A 15,055-nucleotide genomic window follows, 5' to 3' on the forward strand; every position below is an offset into this window, starting at 1 on the left:
CTGGGCGCGAACCCGCTGGGTGCCCCGCCGTTCCCGGCGGGGCAAGACGGCGGGCGGGGGTCCGGCGTCCCTCGCCCGCCGCCGTCCTAGTCCCCCGCTCCGGGCAGCGCGCCCGAGTTGGACGCAGGGTCGAGTTCCTTCAGGCGGATCTTGCGGAAGGACACCTGGTCGGAGTCGCCGTGGTTCTGCAGGCCGATGTAGCCGTCGGTCAGGCTCCGCTCGGGGTCCTTGTTGGTGAAGTCGTTGATCTTGACTCCGTTGAGGAACAGCTCAAGGTGCTCGCCCCGCACCTTGACCTCGTACGAGTTCCACTCCCCCGGCGGCTTCAGGGTCTTGTCGCGGGCCGCGAGGTCGGCGGACTGGAAGGAGTAGATCGCGCCGGTGGTGCGGTCGGGTGCGTCGGTGGCGTCGATCTGGATCTCGTAGCCCTTATCGACGGCCGACCAGGGGTCGTCGGAGGCCGGAAAGCCCACGAAGACACCCGAGTTGTCGTCACCGTCGGCGCTCGCCATCTTCCAGTCGAGCTTCAGGGAGTACGAGTGCAGCTCCTTGGCCTGGTACCAGAGCAGACCCATGCCGCCTTGGGAATTGAGCGTCCCCTTGGCCGGGTCCACGGCGAAGCCGCCGGGCCCCGCCTGCTTCCAGCCGTCGAGCGTCTCGCCGTTGAAGATGTCCCGGTAGCCGGTGTTCGGGCGGCAGTTGGCCGCGGCCAGCCCGGTGACGTACTTCAGGCCGCCGCGCAGATGGCTGCGGAACGCGGGGTCGGCGTAGGACTCCTTGGTGTGTCCGCCGCCGGTGTAGAAGGAACGCCCGCCGCCGTAGTTCTGGCACCAGGCGATCGGATGGTCGCCGTTCATGGTGCCGCCGGTGTACGTCGTCTCGTCGAGGGACGCGAGTACATGGACGTTCTCGCGCGGGTTGGAGCGGTAGTTGTACCACTCGTCGGTGCGCTGCCAGGCGTCCGGCAGCCCGCGGGTCGCCGGATGCTTGTGGTCCTCGACGCGGACCGTGGCCGGCTGGATCGCCGGATGCCCCTGGAACCAGGCGCCGACGAGGCCGCCGTAGTAGTTCCAGTCGTACTCGGTGTCGGCGGCGGCGTGCACGCCCAGGTAGCCGCCGCCCTTGGCTACGTAGCCCTCGAACGCCTTCTGCTGGGTGGCGTCGAGCACGTCGCCGGTGGTGGAGAGGAAGACGACGGCCTTGTACCGGGCGAGGTTGCCCGGGGTGAAGGCGCTCGCGTCCTCGGTGGTGTCCACGGCGAGCTTGTCGGCGGCGCCGAGTTCCTTGAGGGCGGCGATGCCCTCGGGGATGGAGTCGTGCCGGAACGCGGCGGTCTTGGAGAACACCAGGACCCGGTCCCGGGCCCGGGCGCCCTCGGGCGCCGAGGTGGCCGGGACGGTGAGCCCACCGACGAGCAGGGCGGCGGCGGCCGTCGCGAGGCCGATGCGTACGGAGGTGCGCATGCTGTCCTGCTCCTCTCAGCTCGTGGTGAAGGTGAAGTCGTCGATCTCGAACAGGTTCTTGTCGCCCGAGCCCTTGAAGACCAGGAAGAGCGTGGTGCTCTTGGTGGTCTGCTTGCTGATGGACGTGGTGACGTCCGCGTACGTCTCCCAGGAGCCGGTGGGTGCGACCTTGGCGCTGCCGACGAGCCGGCCGGTGGCCGAGCCGGTGCGGATCTCCAGGGTGCCGCCACTGCCTGCGGAGGCGACGCGCGCCTTCAGGGACTTGGCGTTCCCGATCGCGTACGGCTTGAAGGAGATCCAGTCGCCGTTCTCGATGGTGCCGACGGCCTTGCCGCCGTTGGCCGCGTCGTGGCTGACGACCGACACACCCTTGGAGTCGCCGTAGTGCTCGGCCTGGCGGTGCTTCTGCTGGGTGACGTGCTGGTCGTGCGTGGTGAGGGCGGGCTGACCGTTGGCGCCCTTGTCGGTGTACTCGGCGTCGAAGACACCGAAGACGTTGGCGTTCGGGTCGTGCTCGCTGTCGGCGCTGGTCTGGATGGTGCCGGAGCAGCCGGTGGCCGAGGTGATCGGGTGGCCGTGGCTGTCATGGCCGAGGATGTGGGTGACCTTGACCTTGGAGCAGTCGATCGCCCCGTCCTCCGGGTCGGTGACCTTCACCTTGAAGGGAACCTTGTCGCCGAAGGTGAACAGCTGGCCGTCGGCGGGCAGTTCCAGGGTCACCTTGGGCGCGGTGTTGCCGACGGTGAGGTGCACATCGGCGCTGCCGGTGCGTCCCGTGGAGTCCTTGGCGGTCACGGTCGCGGTGTAGGTGCCGTTCTTCTTGTAGGTGTGGCTGGGCGAGGCGCCGGTACCAGTGGTGCCGTCGCCGAAGTTCCAGGAGTACGTGAGCGCGTCACCGTCGGCGTCGGACGCCGTGGACGTGAACCTGACCTTCAGGGGAGCCTGGCCGGACGTCTTGTCGGCCTTGGCGTCGATGGTCGGCGAGTGTCCTTCGGTGGCGTTCTCGATGCGGTACAGGGCGGAGTTCTCGTCGCCGCCGAACCAGGAGAGGCCGTAGTCGAGGACGTACAGCGCGCCGTCGGGGCCGAAGGCCATGTCCATCACCTGGGTGCCGGTCCAGGGGAACGGGTTGATCGAGGAGACCTTGCCGTCCGCGTCCTGCTCGATCCGCTTGATCCACTGCCGGCCGAACTCACCGGCGAAGAAGTCCCCGTCGTACGCCTCGGGGAACTTCACCGGGGAGGTGTTGGCGGAGTCGTACCGGTAGACGGGGCCTGCCATCGGGGACTCGGAGCCGGAGCCGAACTCCGGGAGGGAGCCGCCGTCGTAGGGGATCCAGGCGGCCTGCGCGGGCGGCAGGTCGGTGAGGCCGGTGTTGTGCGGCGAGGTGTTCTTCGGCGCCGCGCAGTCGAACTTGGCGCCGGAGGCCTGCGTCGCGAAGTCGTAGTCCACGTAGGCGTCGTTGTTCCCGGTGCAGTACGGCCAGCCGAAGTTGCCGGCCTTCGTCACGCGGGCGAACTCGACCTGTCCGGCCGGGCCGCGGGTGTCCGACGCGGTGCCCGCGTCGGGCCCGTAGTCGCCGACGTAGACGGTGCCGGTGGGCTTGTCGACGCTCATCCGGAACGGATTGCGGAAACCCATCGCGTAGATCTCGGGGCGCGCCTTGTCGGTGCCGGGCGCGAAGAGGTTGCCTTCGGGGACGGTGTACGAGCCGTCGGCCGCGACCTTGACGCGCAGGATCTTGCCACGCAGGTCGTTGGTGTTGCCGGACGAACGCTGGGCGTCGTAGGCCGGGTTGCGGGTGGTGCGCTCGTCGATGGGCGTGTAGCCGTCGGAGGCGAACGGGTTGGAGTCGTCGCCGGTCGACAGGTACAGGTTGCCGTCCTTGTCGAAGTCGATGTCGCCGCCGACGTGGCAGCAGATGCCGCGCGACGTCTGGACGTCGAGGACCTTCTTCTCGGACTCCTTGTTCAGCGTGCCGTCGGTGTCGAGGGTGAAGCGGGAGAGCCGGTTGTAGCCGTCGAAGGGGGCGAAGTCGGCCGCGGTGCCGTCGTTGGGGGCGTCGCCCGCCGGGGTGTTCAGCGGGGGCGCGTAGTAGAGGTAGATCGCGCGGTTCTCGCTGAAGTTCGGGTCGACGCCGACGCCCTGGAGGCCCTCTTCGTCGTGGCTGTAGACGTCGAGTTTGCCGGCGACCTTGGTGGTGCCGTTCTCGTCGGTGAGGCGCAGCACGCCGTCGCGCGAGGTGTGCAGGACCTTGCGGTCCGGCAGCACGGCCAGCGACATGGGCTCGCCGACCTCCTCCGCGCCCTTGGCGAGGGTGACCTGCTGGAAGTCCTCGGCCGCGGCCGTGCCGGCCACGGGTGCGGGGGCCGCGGCAGCCGAGAAGGTGAGCGAGGCCGCGGCGAGCAGGGTGCCGGTGAGCAGGGCGAGTGCGTTGCGGGTTCTCAGGCGTTTCCTGTGCACGGGTTCCTCCGGACAGAGGGGCGGGTCGTGCGTGACGCCGGGGCGCGCCGTCACCCCGGGGGGATCTGTGCCGTGAGTGCCATGTGTGTGCGGTGTGTGCGGTGTGCGCCGTGCGTGCGTTCGGGGGAGGACGCTAGTCGCGTTTGTCCCGCCCGAACAGCCCTTGTACAGCTGCGAGTTGAACTTTTTCCTACTTCAGGACAAAGCCGTTTTCGGGCGCGTCCGACCGGCCGCGCGACCATCGGATCGGGTCGCGCGGCCCGGGCTGCCGACTCAGCTGTTGAACGCCGCGTCGAAGGACGCCGTGGGCGGTTCGTAGTCGAAAGCCTTGAGGCGGGCCAGTGCCTCGGGGGCGCCCTGGAGGCGGTCCATGCCCGCGTCCTCCCACTCGACCGAGATGGGCCCGGAGTAGTCGATGGAGCGGAGCATGCGGAAGACGTCCTCCCAGGGGACGTCCCCGTGCCCGGCGGACACGAAGTCCCAGCCGCGGCGGGGGTCTCCCCATGGGAGGTGGGAGCCGAGGCGGCCGTTGCGGCCGTCGAGGCGCTTGCGGGCCTCCTTGCAGTCGACGTGGAGGATGCGGTCGCGGAAGTCGTAGAGGAAGCCGACGGGGTCGAGGTCCTGCCACACGAAATGAGAGGGGTCGAAGTTGAGGCCGAAGGCCGGGCGGTGGTCGACCGCTTCGAGCGCCTTGTGCGTGGTCCAGTAGTCGTACGCGATCTCGCTCGGGTGGACCTCGTGGGCGAAGCGGACGCCCTCGGCGTCGAACACGTCGAGGATGGGGTTCCAGCGTTCGGCGAAGTCCTCGTAGCCGCGCTCGATCATCGACTCGGGTGCGGGCGGGAACATGGCGACGAGATGCCAGATGGCCGATCCCGTGAAGCCGATGACGGTGTCGACACCGAAGGCGGCGGCCGCGCGGGCGGTGTCCTTGATCTCGGCGGCGGCCCGCTGGCGGACGCCCTCGGCCTCGCCGTGCCCCCAGATGCGGGAGGGCAGGATCGCCTCGTGGCGTTCGTCGATGATGGCGTCGCAGACGGCCTGCCCGACCAGGTGGTTGGAGATGGCCCAGCACTTGAGGCCGTACTTGTCGAGGAGGGCGTGGCGGCCCTTGACGTAGCCGGGGTCGTCGAGGGCCTTGTCGACCTCGAAGTGGTCGCCCCAGCAGGCGAGTTCGAGGCCGTCGTACCCGGCGTCGCGGGCGATGCGGCACACGTCTTCGAGCGGCAGGTCGGCCCACTGACCGGTGAAGAGGGTGAACGGGCGGGGCATGGATGGCTCCTCTCGGGTCGGGGGCTCTCAGGCCGGTACGGCGGTGTAGACGGAGTTCTTGGCCGCGCTCTCCTCGACCGCCGCGAGGACGCGCTGCACCTGGAGTCCGTCGGCGAACGACGGCCGGGGCTGGGCGCCTTCGGCGATGGCGGTGACGAAGTCGCGTGCCTGGTGGGTGAACGTGTGCTCGTAGCCGAGGCCGTGGCCGGGCGGCCACCAGGCCTCCAGGTAGGGGTGGCCGGGTTCCGTGGCGAGGATCCGGCGGAAGCCGGCGCGCTCGGCGGGCTCGGTGTGGTCGTGGAAGGTCAGTTCGTTGAGGCGCTCCAGGTCGAAGGTCAACGAGCCGTGGGAGCCGTTGAGTTCGATGGTGAGCGCGTTCTTGCGGCCGGTCGCGAACCGGGTGGCCTCGAAGGAGGCGAGGGCGCCGGAGGCGAACCGGCCGGTGAACAGGGCCGCGTCGTCGACCGTGACGGGCCCGGTGCCGGCGTCACCGCCGCCGGCCGCCGAGAGGCCGGAGGACGCCCCGTCCAGGAGCGGCCGTTCGCGCACGAAGGTCTCGGTGAGCGCGGAGACGCCGGCCACGGGTTCGCCCGCGAGGTACTGGGCGAGGTCCACGGCGTGCGCGCCGAGGTCGCCGAGGGCTCCGGAGCCCGCGTGCGGTTTCTGGAGCCGCCAGGTGAGCGGGAAGCCCGGGTCGACGAGCCAGTCCTGGAGGTAGTGGGTGCGGACGTGGCGCAGGGTGCCGATGCGGCCGTCCGCGACCATGCGGCGGGCGAGCGCGACGGCCGGGACGCGCCGGTAGTTGAAGCCGACCATCGCCAACTGGCCGTTGACAGTGGCCCGTTCGGCGGCAGCCGCCATGACCTCCGCCTCCTCCACCGAGTTGGCGAGGGGCTTCTCGCACAGCACGTGCTTGCCTGCCTCCAGGGCGGCGACGGCGATCTCGGCATGGCTGTCGCCGGGGGTGCAGATGTCGACCAGGTCGACGTCGTCCCGGGCGATCAGCGCCCGCCAGTCGGTCTCGGCCGCGGCCCACCCGAGCCGGTCGGCCGCGGCGCGCACCCCCGAGGCGTCGCGGCCGCAGATCGCGGCGAGTTTGGGCGTGAGCGGCAGGTCGAAGACGTGGCCCACGGTGCGCCAGCCCTGCGAGTGGGCGGCGCCCATGAACGCGTACCCGACCATGCCGACACCCAGGGCGGGCCGTCCGTCGACCCCGTCGTGTCCGTTGCTGCCTGCCATACAGAAGTCCTCCTCGTCCGCGCGGTGTTCGCTGGCCCTCCAGTCGTACGGACGAGGCTCACTTGAAGCCGGTGGGCATGTACTGGTCGACGTTCTTCTTGTCGACGACGGCCGAGTACAGGGTCATGTGGGCGGGGATCTCGAACTCGGCGATGCCGCTGATGCCCCTGCCCTGGCCGAGCGCGCGGGCCAGGTCGATCGCGGAGGCGGCCATGGTCGGCGGGTACAGGACGGTGGCCTTCAGCACGCCCCGGTCCTGTTTGATCTCTTCGAAAGCGGAGAGGGCGCCCGCGCCGCCGACCATCAGGAAGTCGTCACGCCCGGCCTGCTTGATGGCGCGCAGGGCGCCGACGCCCTGGTCGTCGTCGTGGTTCCACAGGGCGTCGAAGTTCTTCTGCGCCTGGAGGAGTTGGGCCATCTTGGTGTTGCCGGACTCAACCGTGAACTCGGCGGCCTGCCGGGCCACCTTCTTGATGTTCGGGTAGTTCTTCAGGGCGGCGTCGAAGCCCTCGGTGCGCTGTTTGGTGAGTTCGAGGTTGTCGAGCCCGGCGAGCTCGACCACCCTCGCGTTCTTCTTGTCCTTGAGCTGCTCGCCGATGTAGTGACCGGCGCTCAGACCCATGCCGTAGTTGTCGCCGCCGATCCAGCAGCGGTACGCCTGCGGGCTGTTGAAGATGCGGTCCAGGTTCACGACGGGGATACCGGCGCGCATCGCCTTCAGGCCCACCTGGGTCAGCGCCTTGCCGTCGGCGGGCAGCACGACGAGGACGTCGACCTTCTTGTTGATGAGGGTCTCGACCTGGCCGATCTGCGCGGCCGTGTCGTTGGAGCCCTCGGTGGACTCCAGGGTGACGTCCGCGTACTTCTTGGCGCGTTCCTTGGCGTTGTCGTTGATGGCGTTGAGCCAGCCGTGGTCGGCCTGCGGGCCCGCGAAGCCGATGGTGACCTGCTTGCCCTTCTTGTCGTCGGCGACCGGCTGGTCGGCGGCCTTCTTGTCGTCGCTCTTGTCGCTGGGCTCGTTGCTGGTGCAGGCGGTGAGCAGTCCGCCCGCGGTGACGGCCGCGGCCGCGCCGAATATCAGTCCTCGGCGGCTCGTTGTCTCTGGCATGGCGTGTCCCTTTCCGCGTTTCAGTGGGAAGTGCTGGCCGTGCGCCGCTGCACCAGGACCGCCACGACGATGATGGCGCCCTTGGCGATCTGCTGGACGTCGCTCTGCAGGTTGTTCAGCGCGAAGATGTTCTGGATCGTGGTGAAGATCAGGACGCCGAGGACGGAGCCGATGATGGTGCCGCGGCCGCCGGTGAGCAGGGTGCCGCCGATGATGGCGGCGGCGATGGCGTCGAGTTCGTAGAGGTTGCCGTTGGTGTTCTGGCCCGAGCCGGAGAGCACGATCAGCAGGAAGGCCGCGATGCCGCAGCACAGGCCGGAGAGCAGGTAGAGATAGAGGCGCTGGCGGCGTACGTCGATGCCGGCGAGGCGGGCCGCCTCCGCGTTGCCGCCGACGGCGACGGTGCGGCGGCCGAAGGTGGTGCGGTTGAGGACCAGCCAGCCGATCACGGTGACCGCGACGAACACGAGCACCAGGGGCGGGATCCCGAGGACGTACGAGTCGCGCTCGCCGAGCTTCAACACACCTGGCACGGTGACCATTTGGGTCTTGCCGTCGGTGATCTGCAGGGCGAGTCCGCGGCCCGAGGCGAGCATCGCGAGCGTGGCGATGAACGGGACCATGCCGCCGTACGCGATCAGTACGCCGTTGACGAGGCCGCAGCCGACGCCGACGAGTATCGCCGTGAACAGGACACCGGCGAAGCCGTACTCCTGGGTGGCGACGGTCGTGGCCCAGACACCGGCGAGGGCGACGATCGCACCGACGGAGAGGTCGATCCCGCCGGAGATGATCACGAAGGTCATTCCGACGGTGACGACGCCGATGACGGAGGCCTGGGTGAGGACGAGTTGGAGGTTGTCCGCGTCCAGGAAGGAGTCCGGCTGCGTGATGCCGCCGATCACGACCAGGGCGGCGAGGACGCCGAGGAGCGAGAGCGTACGGATGTCCATCCGGACGACGCGGGGACGGCTCTTGACCGGAGCGGTCTCGGGGGCCGCCGGGCTGGCGGCGGGGGCGGGGTGCGTCATGACGCCAGGTCCCTTCGGGGGCGGGTGGTGCGGGGTGTCTTCGTCGTACTCTCCGCGGCGCACGTCATCGCGCTCCCTCCAGGACCAGGTCGAGGACCGCGTGTTCGTCCAGGTCCGTGGCCGGGGACTCGTGGACCACGCGGCCCTCCCGGAGAACCAGCACCCGGTCGGCGAGGCCGAGCACTTCGGGCACCTCGCTGGAGACGAGGAGGACGGCGAGGCCCTCGTCGGCGAGGCGGCGGATCACGGCGTACAGCTCGGCGCGAGCGCCGACGTCGACGCCGCGGGTCGGCTCGTCGAGCAGCAGCACCCGGCAGCCGCGCAGCAGCCAGCGCGCGAGCACGGCCTTCTGCTGGTTGCCTCCGGAGAGCGTGCGCACCGGCACGGAGGGGTCGTCGGGGCTCAGGGAGAGTTCGCGGGTGGCGCCGCGTGCGGCCTCGCGCTCCCGGCCGCGATCCAGCCAACCCCCGTACGAGAAGCGGGACATGGAGGAAACCGAGACGTTGCGGGTGACCGATTCGAGCATCATCAGGGCCTGCGCCTTGCGCTCCTCGGGAGCCAGCCCGAGCCCCGCACGAACGGCGGCGCGGACGCTCCCGGTGCGCAACGATCGCCCACCGACGTGGATCTGACCGGCCGTCGGTTTGCGGGCCCCGTAGATCGTCTCCAGGATTTCGGAGCGCCCGGAGCCCACGAGCCCGGCGAGGCCGACGATCTCGCCGGGGCGGATGTCGAGGTCGAACGGTGCGAACTCCCCGCTACGGGTGAGGCCTTGGACCTTCAGGAGGGTGTCGGTACGCGGCCCGGAGTTGGGCCGGTCCGGGAAGACGTACTCGACGTTACGGCCCGTCATCAGGGAGATGATGTCGCGAGTCGCGGTCCGCTCGGCCGGCAGCCCGACCGCCACGGCGCGACCGTCCTTGAGGACGGTGACACGGTCGCCGATGCGGCGGATCTCCTCCAGGCGGTGGGAGATGTAGACGACGGCGACGCCCTCGGCGGTCAGGTCACCGACGATCCGGAAGAGATTGTCGACCTCGTCGGGATCGAGCGCCGCGGACGGCTCGTCCATGACCATGAGCCGTACGTCGTGGGAGAGCGCGCGGGCCATGGAGACGATCTGCTGGTGGGCGGCGGACAGGTCACCGACGAGCCGCTCGGGGTCGATCTCCGGGTGGCCGAGCCGCAGCAGCAGCGCGGCCGTGTCAGTACGGGCCGCACGCCCCCGTACGACGAACCCGCCGGAGGTCGGCTCGTGCCCGAGGAAGACGTTCTCGGCCACGGACAGGGCCTCCACCAGGTCGAGTTCCTGGTAGATGGTGGCGATGCCGAGCCGCATCGCGGCGATCGGTGAGCGCAGCGCGACCTGTTCGCCGCGCCAGGTGATGACACCGTCGTCGGGCTGGTGCGCCCCGGCGAGGACCTTGATCAGGGTCGACTTTCCGGCGCCGTTCTGGCCGAGCAGACAGTGCACCTCCCCGGCCTGGACCTCCAGGTCGACGCCGTCCAGGGCGCGCACGCCGGGGAACGACTTGGTGATGCCGGACATGGTGAGCAGCGGTGGTGCAGAGGCCGTATCGGGTCCCATGACGGTTCCCCTCGGGGCGGGTGCGGACCGGTTTCAGGGCAAAATCGGGCAAGGCAGGGCTGTGCGCCGTACGGGAGGTGCGTGGAGCAGCAGTGCTTACGCGGGTGAGAACAGGTGATCGCTGATCAGTCGGGCACCGCCGGTCACTCCGGCGGTGGGCCCCAACTCCCCAAGCACAATGGGGAGATTGCCGGTCGCCAGGGGGAGCGACTGACGGTAGACCTGGGTGCGTACGGCGGCCAGCAGGGTGTGGCCGAGCCCGGTGACACCGCCGCCGATGACGACGAGCCCCGGGTTGAAGAAGCTGACGAGTGACGCGATGACCTGCCCGGTGCGGTTGCCGCCCTCACGGATCAGGTCGAGACAGGTGGTGTCACCGGCCGCGGCGGCCGCCGCGACATCGGCGGCGGTGAGCCGGCCCGCGCTCTCCAGGCGTGCGGCGAGTTCCGCGGAGCGCCCGTCGCGGGCGGCGGCCTCCGCGTCACGGGCGAGCGCCGCACCGCTGAAGTGCGCTTCCAGGCAGCCCTTGTTGCCGCAGGCGCACGGCCGGCCGTCCTGCTCGACGCGGATGTGCCCGATGTCGCCTGCCGACCCGGTGGTGCCGCGGTGGACCTCGCCGCCGACGACGATGCCGCAACCGATGCCGGTACCGATCTTGACGCAGAGGAAGTCGCTCGCCTGGCGGGCGACGCCGGCGTGCTGCTCCCCCATCGCCATCAGGTTCACGTCGTTGTCGACCATGACGGGGCAGCCCAGCTCCTGGCTGAGCGCCTCGCGGACCGGGAAGCCGTCCCAGCCGGGCATGATCGGCGGCGCGACCGGCACACCTTCGGGGAACCGCACGGGCCCCGGTACCCCGATGCCCGCGCCGTCGAATCCCTCGGCGAGCCCGGACGCCCTCAACTTGGCTGCCATGGCGAGGACTTGCTCGAAGATCGCGACGGGGCCCTCGCGTACGTCCATGGGCTGGGCGATGTGGCCGAGGATCTCCAGCTCGGCGTTGGTGACCGCGACGTCGACCGAGGTCGCGCCGATGTCCACGCCGAGGAAGCGGAGCGAGGGGGCGAGCCGGACGTTGTGGGAGCGGCGACCGCCGCGCGAGGCGGCGAGTCCGTCGGCGACCACGAGTCCGGTGTCCAGGAGGCGGTCCACCTCGACGGCGAGCCGCGACCGGGACAGCTCCACCTGATCGCCCAGCTGGGCACGGGAGTTGGGGCCTGCGTCGCGCAACAGCCGCAGCAGGCGCGCCTGGTGCGCGTTGGCGGGTCGAGCCGTCATACGTCTCACGTGCCCCTCCCGCCGCTTTGGGCCTCAATGGGTGGTGGTGCCGTGCGCCCTCGTTCGTCTTTCGATGGGGAACGTAGCAGCGCCCACCCGGCGCGGGAAGAAGTTGCGCGGGAATCGTGCACAACTTTCTCCGGCAACAGGACAAAGACTGCCGCCGGACTCGGGGAACGGCCCCCGTTCAGGCCCTGCCGGACCTCACCCGACCCCGTCAGGCCCCGTCGCGGTGGTGGTACGTCTCGCGGGTGTGCTCGGTGTGCGCCCGCATCACGGCCGTGGCCTTCGCCTCGTCGCGCGCCGAGATCGCCGCGATCAACTGCCGGTGCTCGATCCAGGACTGGTCACCGCGCTGCCGGGCGACGGGCTGGTAGTACCAGCGCACCCGGCGGTCGACCTGGCCCGCGAGCTCACCGAGGACCACGTTGCCCGCGAGTTCCATGACCTTGGCGTGGAACTCCGCGTTGGTGGCGACGACCAGGTCGACGTCCCCGTCGACGACGGCCCGCTCACCCTTGGCGCAGAGCGTCTCCAGCTCGTCGATACCGGTCTTGCCCGCGTTGGCCGCCGCGAGTCGGGCGGCCTCGGCCTCCAACAGCGTACGGACGCTGAGGAGTTGGTCGGCCTCGTCCTCCGTCGGCTCGTGCACGAACGCGCCCTGCGCGGGGCGCAGGTCCACCCAGCCCTCGGTGTTCAGTCGCTGCAACGCCTCGCGCACCGGCTGGCGGGAGACCCCGAGATGGCCGGCGAGTTCGCTCTCGACCAGGTGCTGGCCGGGCTGCAGGGCGCGCGTCGTGATCAGTTCGAGCAGCGCCTCGTAGACCCGCTCGCGCAGCGGTCCGGGGCGCTCCAGCTTGGGCACCGCCCCCTGCGGCAGTCCTGTGGACAACATCGCGGTCCCCCTCCTGTGCTTCGAGCATCCGGCAAACCGGCTCCGGCGATTGCCGGATTGGCTTTGGAATACAGTTTACCGAGCGCAATCGCTACGGCTAGGGCGAGTCGACCTCGTCACATTCTGTATGCCGGTGATACGCGACAAGGTCACGGGCAGCGCACGACCTGCCCCGCGTACGAGAGGTTGCCGCCGAAGCCGAAGAGCAACGCGGGTGCGCCGCTGACCAGTTCGCCGCGCTCGACGAGCTTCGACAGGGCGATCGGCACGCTCGCGGCCGAGGTGTTGCCGGAGTCGACGACGTCCCGGGCGATCACCGCGTTCAACGCGCCGATCTTCTCCGCGAGGGGCTCGATGATGCGCAGGTTGGCCTGGTGGAGGACGACCGCGGCGAGGTCCTCCGGTCCGAGCCCGGCCTTCGCGCAGGCCTCGCGGGCCAGCGGCGGCAGCGAGCGGGTGGCCCAGCGGTAGACGGACTGGCCCTCCTGGGCAAAGCGGGCCGGCTCGCCCTCGATGCGTACGGCGTCGCCCATCTCGGGGACCGAGCCCCACAGGACCGGGCCGATCCCCGGCTCCTCGCCCTCGGCGCACGGCTCGACGACCACGGCGCCCGCCCCGTCCCCGACCAGGACGCACGTCGAGCGGTCGGTCCAGTCGGTGACGGCGGACATCTTGTCGGCGCCGATGACCAGGGCGCGGCGGGCGGCCCCGGCGCGCAGCGTGTGGTCGGCGGTGGCGAGGGCGTGCGTGAAGCCCGCGCACACGACGTTCAGATCGAGCGCCGCCGGGGACGGGATGCCCAGGCGGTGGGCGACGCGGGCCGCCATGTTCGGCGAGCGGTCCACGGCCGTGGAGGTCGCGACGACGACCAGGTCGATGTCGGCCGCGGTCAGTCCCGCCGCGGCCAGCGCCTTGGCGGCGGCGTGGGCGGCGAGCTCGTCGACGGGCTCGTCGGGGCCCGCGATGTGCCGGGTACGGATACCGACACGACTGCGAATCCACTCGTCATTGGTGTCGACCATGCCCGCCAGCTCCTCATTGGTGAGGATCCTGGCGGGCTGGTGGTGCCCGATGCCGACAATGCGCGAACCGACCATGGAGGCCCCCTCGTGAGCTGCGGACCCTCCAGTCTGGTCAGCGACTCACGAGTAACCGGTGGCGGCCTGTGACAGGAAAGTGCCGTTTCACTTGGAGACTTCTGATGGAGACGCCAGACCGGTTACGGGCATTCACCCGGTGAACAACTGTGTGGCCTTTTGCACCAGTTCGTACACTCCGTACGCGAGCGGCAGCCCGACCCACAGCCAGGCGAGGGTGATCAGGCCGCGCCGCTCAGGCGCGCTCCTTGCGGTCTCCGGCGGCGGTGTCGTTGTCATCTGCGGGCTCCCTGGGGGCGGGGACTACGTGGTGGCGGGCGTGCACGGGACGTACCAGTTCATTGGCGATGAAGCCGACGACCAGCAGCCCGATCATGATCATGAGCGAGAGGCCGTACAGACCGGCGCCGTGCTTGCCCGCGCTCTCCTGGCTGTCGGCGACCCAGTTGACGATGAGCGGGCCGAGGACGCCCGCCGTGGACCAGGCAGTGAGCAGCCGGCCGTGGATGGCGCCGACCTGGTACGTGCCGAAGAGGTCCTTCAGATACGCGGGGATCGTCGCGAAGCCGCCTCCGTAGAAGGAGAGGATCACGAGGGCGCACAGCACGAAGAGGGGCTTGGAGGAGTCGCCCCACAGGACGATGAGCAGGTACATCAGGGCGCCGACGCCGAGGTAGACGCGGTAGATGTTCTTGCGGCCGATGAGGTCGGAGGTCGAGGACCAGCCGATGCGGCCCGCCATGTTCGCCGCGGAGAGCAGTGCCACGAAGCCCGCGGCCGCGGAGACGGACACCGGGGTGCTGGTGTCGGAGAAGAAGTCCGTGATCATCGGCGCGGCCTTCTCCAGGATGCCGATGCCCGCGGTCACGTTCATGGTCAGGACGACCCACAGGCACCAGAACTGGGGCGTGCGGATCGCCTGCTTCGCGGAGACCTGCGGGCCGCTGAGTGCGGCCTCCTCGGCGCGCCCACCCGGCTGGGCCTTCGGCCGCGGCACCCGGATGAGCAGCACGCCGAGCGTCATGAACACCGCGTACGCGAGCCCGTGGACGAGGAAGGCGAGCGCGATGCCGCCGCTGTCCGCGCCGAAGGACTCCAGCATCTGGGCGCTCCACGGGGACGCGATGAGCGCGCCGCCGCCGAAGCCCATGATCGCGATGCCGGTGGCCATGCCGGGCCGGTCGGGGAACCACTTGATCAGCGTGGAGACGGGCGAGATGTAGCCGATGCCGAGGCCGATGCCACCGACGAAGCCGTAGCCGAAGACGATCAGCCAGTACTGCTCCGTGTACGCGCCCAGCGAGGAGAGCAGGAAGCCGGAGGAGAAGCAGACGAGCGCGACGGTCATCGCCCAGCGCGGCCCGTTGCGCTCGACGAGCGTGCCGCCGAAGGCGGCCGACAGGCCGAGCATCACGATGCCGAGCTGGAACGGCAGCGCGCTCTGCGTGCCGCTCAGCCCCAGCGCCGACTCCAGGGGCGGCTTGAAGACACTCCAGGCGTAGGCCTGACCGATGGAGAGATGGACGGAGAGCGCGGCGGGGGGAACGAGCCAGCGGCTCCATCCGGCCGGCGCGACGGGGGGCTTCATGATCCCGAACGGTAGGCAGTCACAAGGCCGTTG

At 70.1% G+C, this 15,055-nt stretch carries 12 protein-coding genes; all 12 read right to left on the reverse strand.

Going from position 1 to position 15,055, the window contains the following annotated elements; translation table 11 throughout:
• Positions 1 to 86: 86 nt before the first annotated feature.
• The 12 genes from ACWD2L_RS33035 to ACWD2L_RS33090 all read right to left on the reverse strand — a co-directional run bounded on the left by ACWD2L_RS33035 (position 87) and on the right by ACWD2L_RS33090 (position 15,022).
• The gene (locus tag ACWD2L_RS33035; RefSeq protein ID WP_351341811.1) at positions 87 to 1,463 is read right to left on the reverse strand and encodes a ThuA domain-containing protein; all 1,377 of its coding nucleotides are present in this window, start codon (positions 1,461 to 1,463) and stop codon (positions 87 to 89) included.
• Positions 1,464 to 1,478: 15 nt separating this feature from the next.
• The gene (locus ACWD2L_RS33040) at positions 1,479 to 3,926 is read right to left on the reverse strand and encodes a PQQ-dependent sugar dehydrogenase (RefSeq protein ID WP_351341809.1); all 2,448 of its coding nucleotides are present in this window, start codon (positions 3,924 to 3,926) and stop codon (positions 1,479 to 1,481) included.
• 273 nt (positions 3,927 to 4,199) lie between these two features.
• A complete protein-coding gene (locus ACWD2L_RS33045) occupies positions 4,200 to 5,198 on the reverse strand; it encodes a sugar phosphate isomerase/epimerase family protein (protein ID WP_351341807.1) in 999 nt (332 codons plus the stop codon).
• 27 nt (positions 5,199 to 5,225) lie between these two features.
• Positions 5,226 to 6,437 carry a Gfo/Idh/MocA family protein gene (locus tag ACWD2L_RS33050; RefSeq protein WP_351341805.1) on the reverse strand — a complete coding sequence of 404 codons (1,212 nt, stop codon included), beginning with the start codon at positions 6,435 to 6,437 and terminating at the stop codon, positions 5,226 to 5,228.
• Between the two features lie 58 nt (positions 6,438 to 6,495).
• Positions 6,496 to 7,545 (reverse strand): substrate-binding domain-containing protein, encoded by a 1,050-nt coding sequence (locus tag ACWD2L_RS33055; RefSeq protein WP_351341804.1) that lies wholly within the window; start codon positions 7,543 to 7,545, stop codon positions 6,496 to 6,498.
• A 20-nt stretch (positions 7,546 to 7,565) separates the two neighbouring features.
• On the reverse strand, positions 7,566 to 8,498 hold the full coding sequence (locus ACWD2L_RS33060) for an ABC transporter permease (protein WP_351341826.1): 933 nt from the start codon (positions 8,496 to 8,498) through the stop codon (positions 7,566 to 7,568).
• 142 nt (positions 8,499 to 8,640) lie between these two features.
• Positions 8,641 to 10,125, reverse strand: coding sequence for a sugar ABC transporter ATP-binding protein (locus ACWD2L_RS33065; RefSeq protein ID WP_351341824.1), 1,485 nt, complete (start codon positions 10,123 to 10,125; stop codon positions 8,641 to 8,643).
• A 135-nt stretch (positions 10,126 to 10,260) separates the two neighbouring features.
• A complete protein-coding gene (locus ACWD2L_RS33070) occupies positions 10,261 to 11,442 on the reverse strand; it encodes an ROK family transcriptional regulator (RefSeq protein WP_351341802.1) in 1,182 nt (393 codons plus the stop codon).
• 217 nt (positions 11,443 to 11,659) lie between these two features.
• The gene (locus ACWD2L_RS33075) at positions 11,660 to 12,337 is read right to left on the reverse strand and encodes a GntR family transcriptional regulator (RefSeq protein ID WP_351341800.1); all 678 of its coding nucleotides are present in this window, start codon (positions 12,335 to 12,337) and stop codon (positions 11,660 to 11,662) included.
• 149 nt (positions 12,338 to 12,486) lie between these two features.
• Positions 12,487 to 13,434, reverse strand: a complete 948-nt coding sequence (locus tag ACWD2L_RS33080) for a beta-ketoacyl-ACP synthase III (RefSeq protein ID WP_351341798.1) — start codon at positions 13,432 to 13,434, stop codon at positions 12,487 to 12,489.
• 132 nt (positions 13,435 to 13,566) lie between these two features.
• Positions 13,567 to 13,713: an MFS transporter small subunit gene (locus tag ACWD2L_RS33085; RefSeq protein WP_451192807.1), complete on the reverse strand. Its 147-nt coding sequence runs from the start codon at positions 13,711 to 13,713 to the stop codon at positions 13,567 to 13,569.
• Positions 13,670 to 15,022: an L-lactate MFS transporter gene (locus ACWD2L_RS33090; RefSeq protein WP_351341796.1), complete on the reverse strand. Its 1,353-nt coding sequence runs from the start codon at positions 15,020 to 15,022 to the stop codon at positions 13,670 to 13,672. Before ACWD2L_RS33090 ends, ACWD2L_RS33085 begins: the two co-directional genes overlap by 44 nt.
• Between the last annotated feature and the right edge of the window lie 33 nt (positions 15,023 to 15,055).

The organism is Streptomyces sp. NPDC002754 (genome assembly GCF_053592315.1).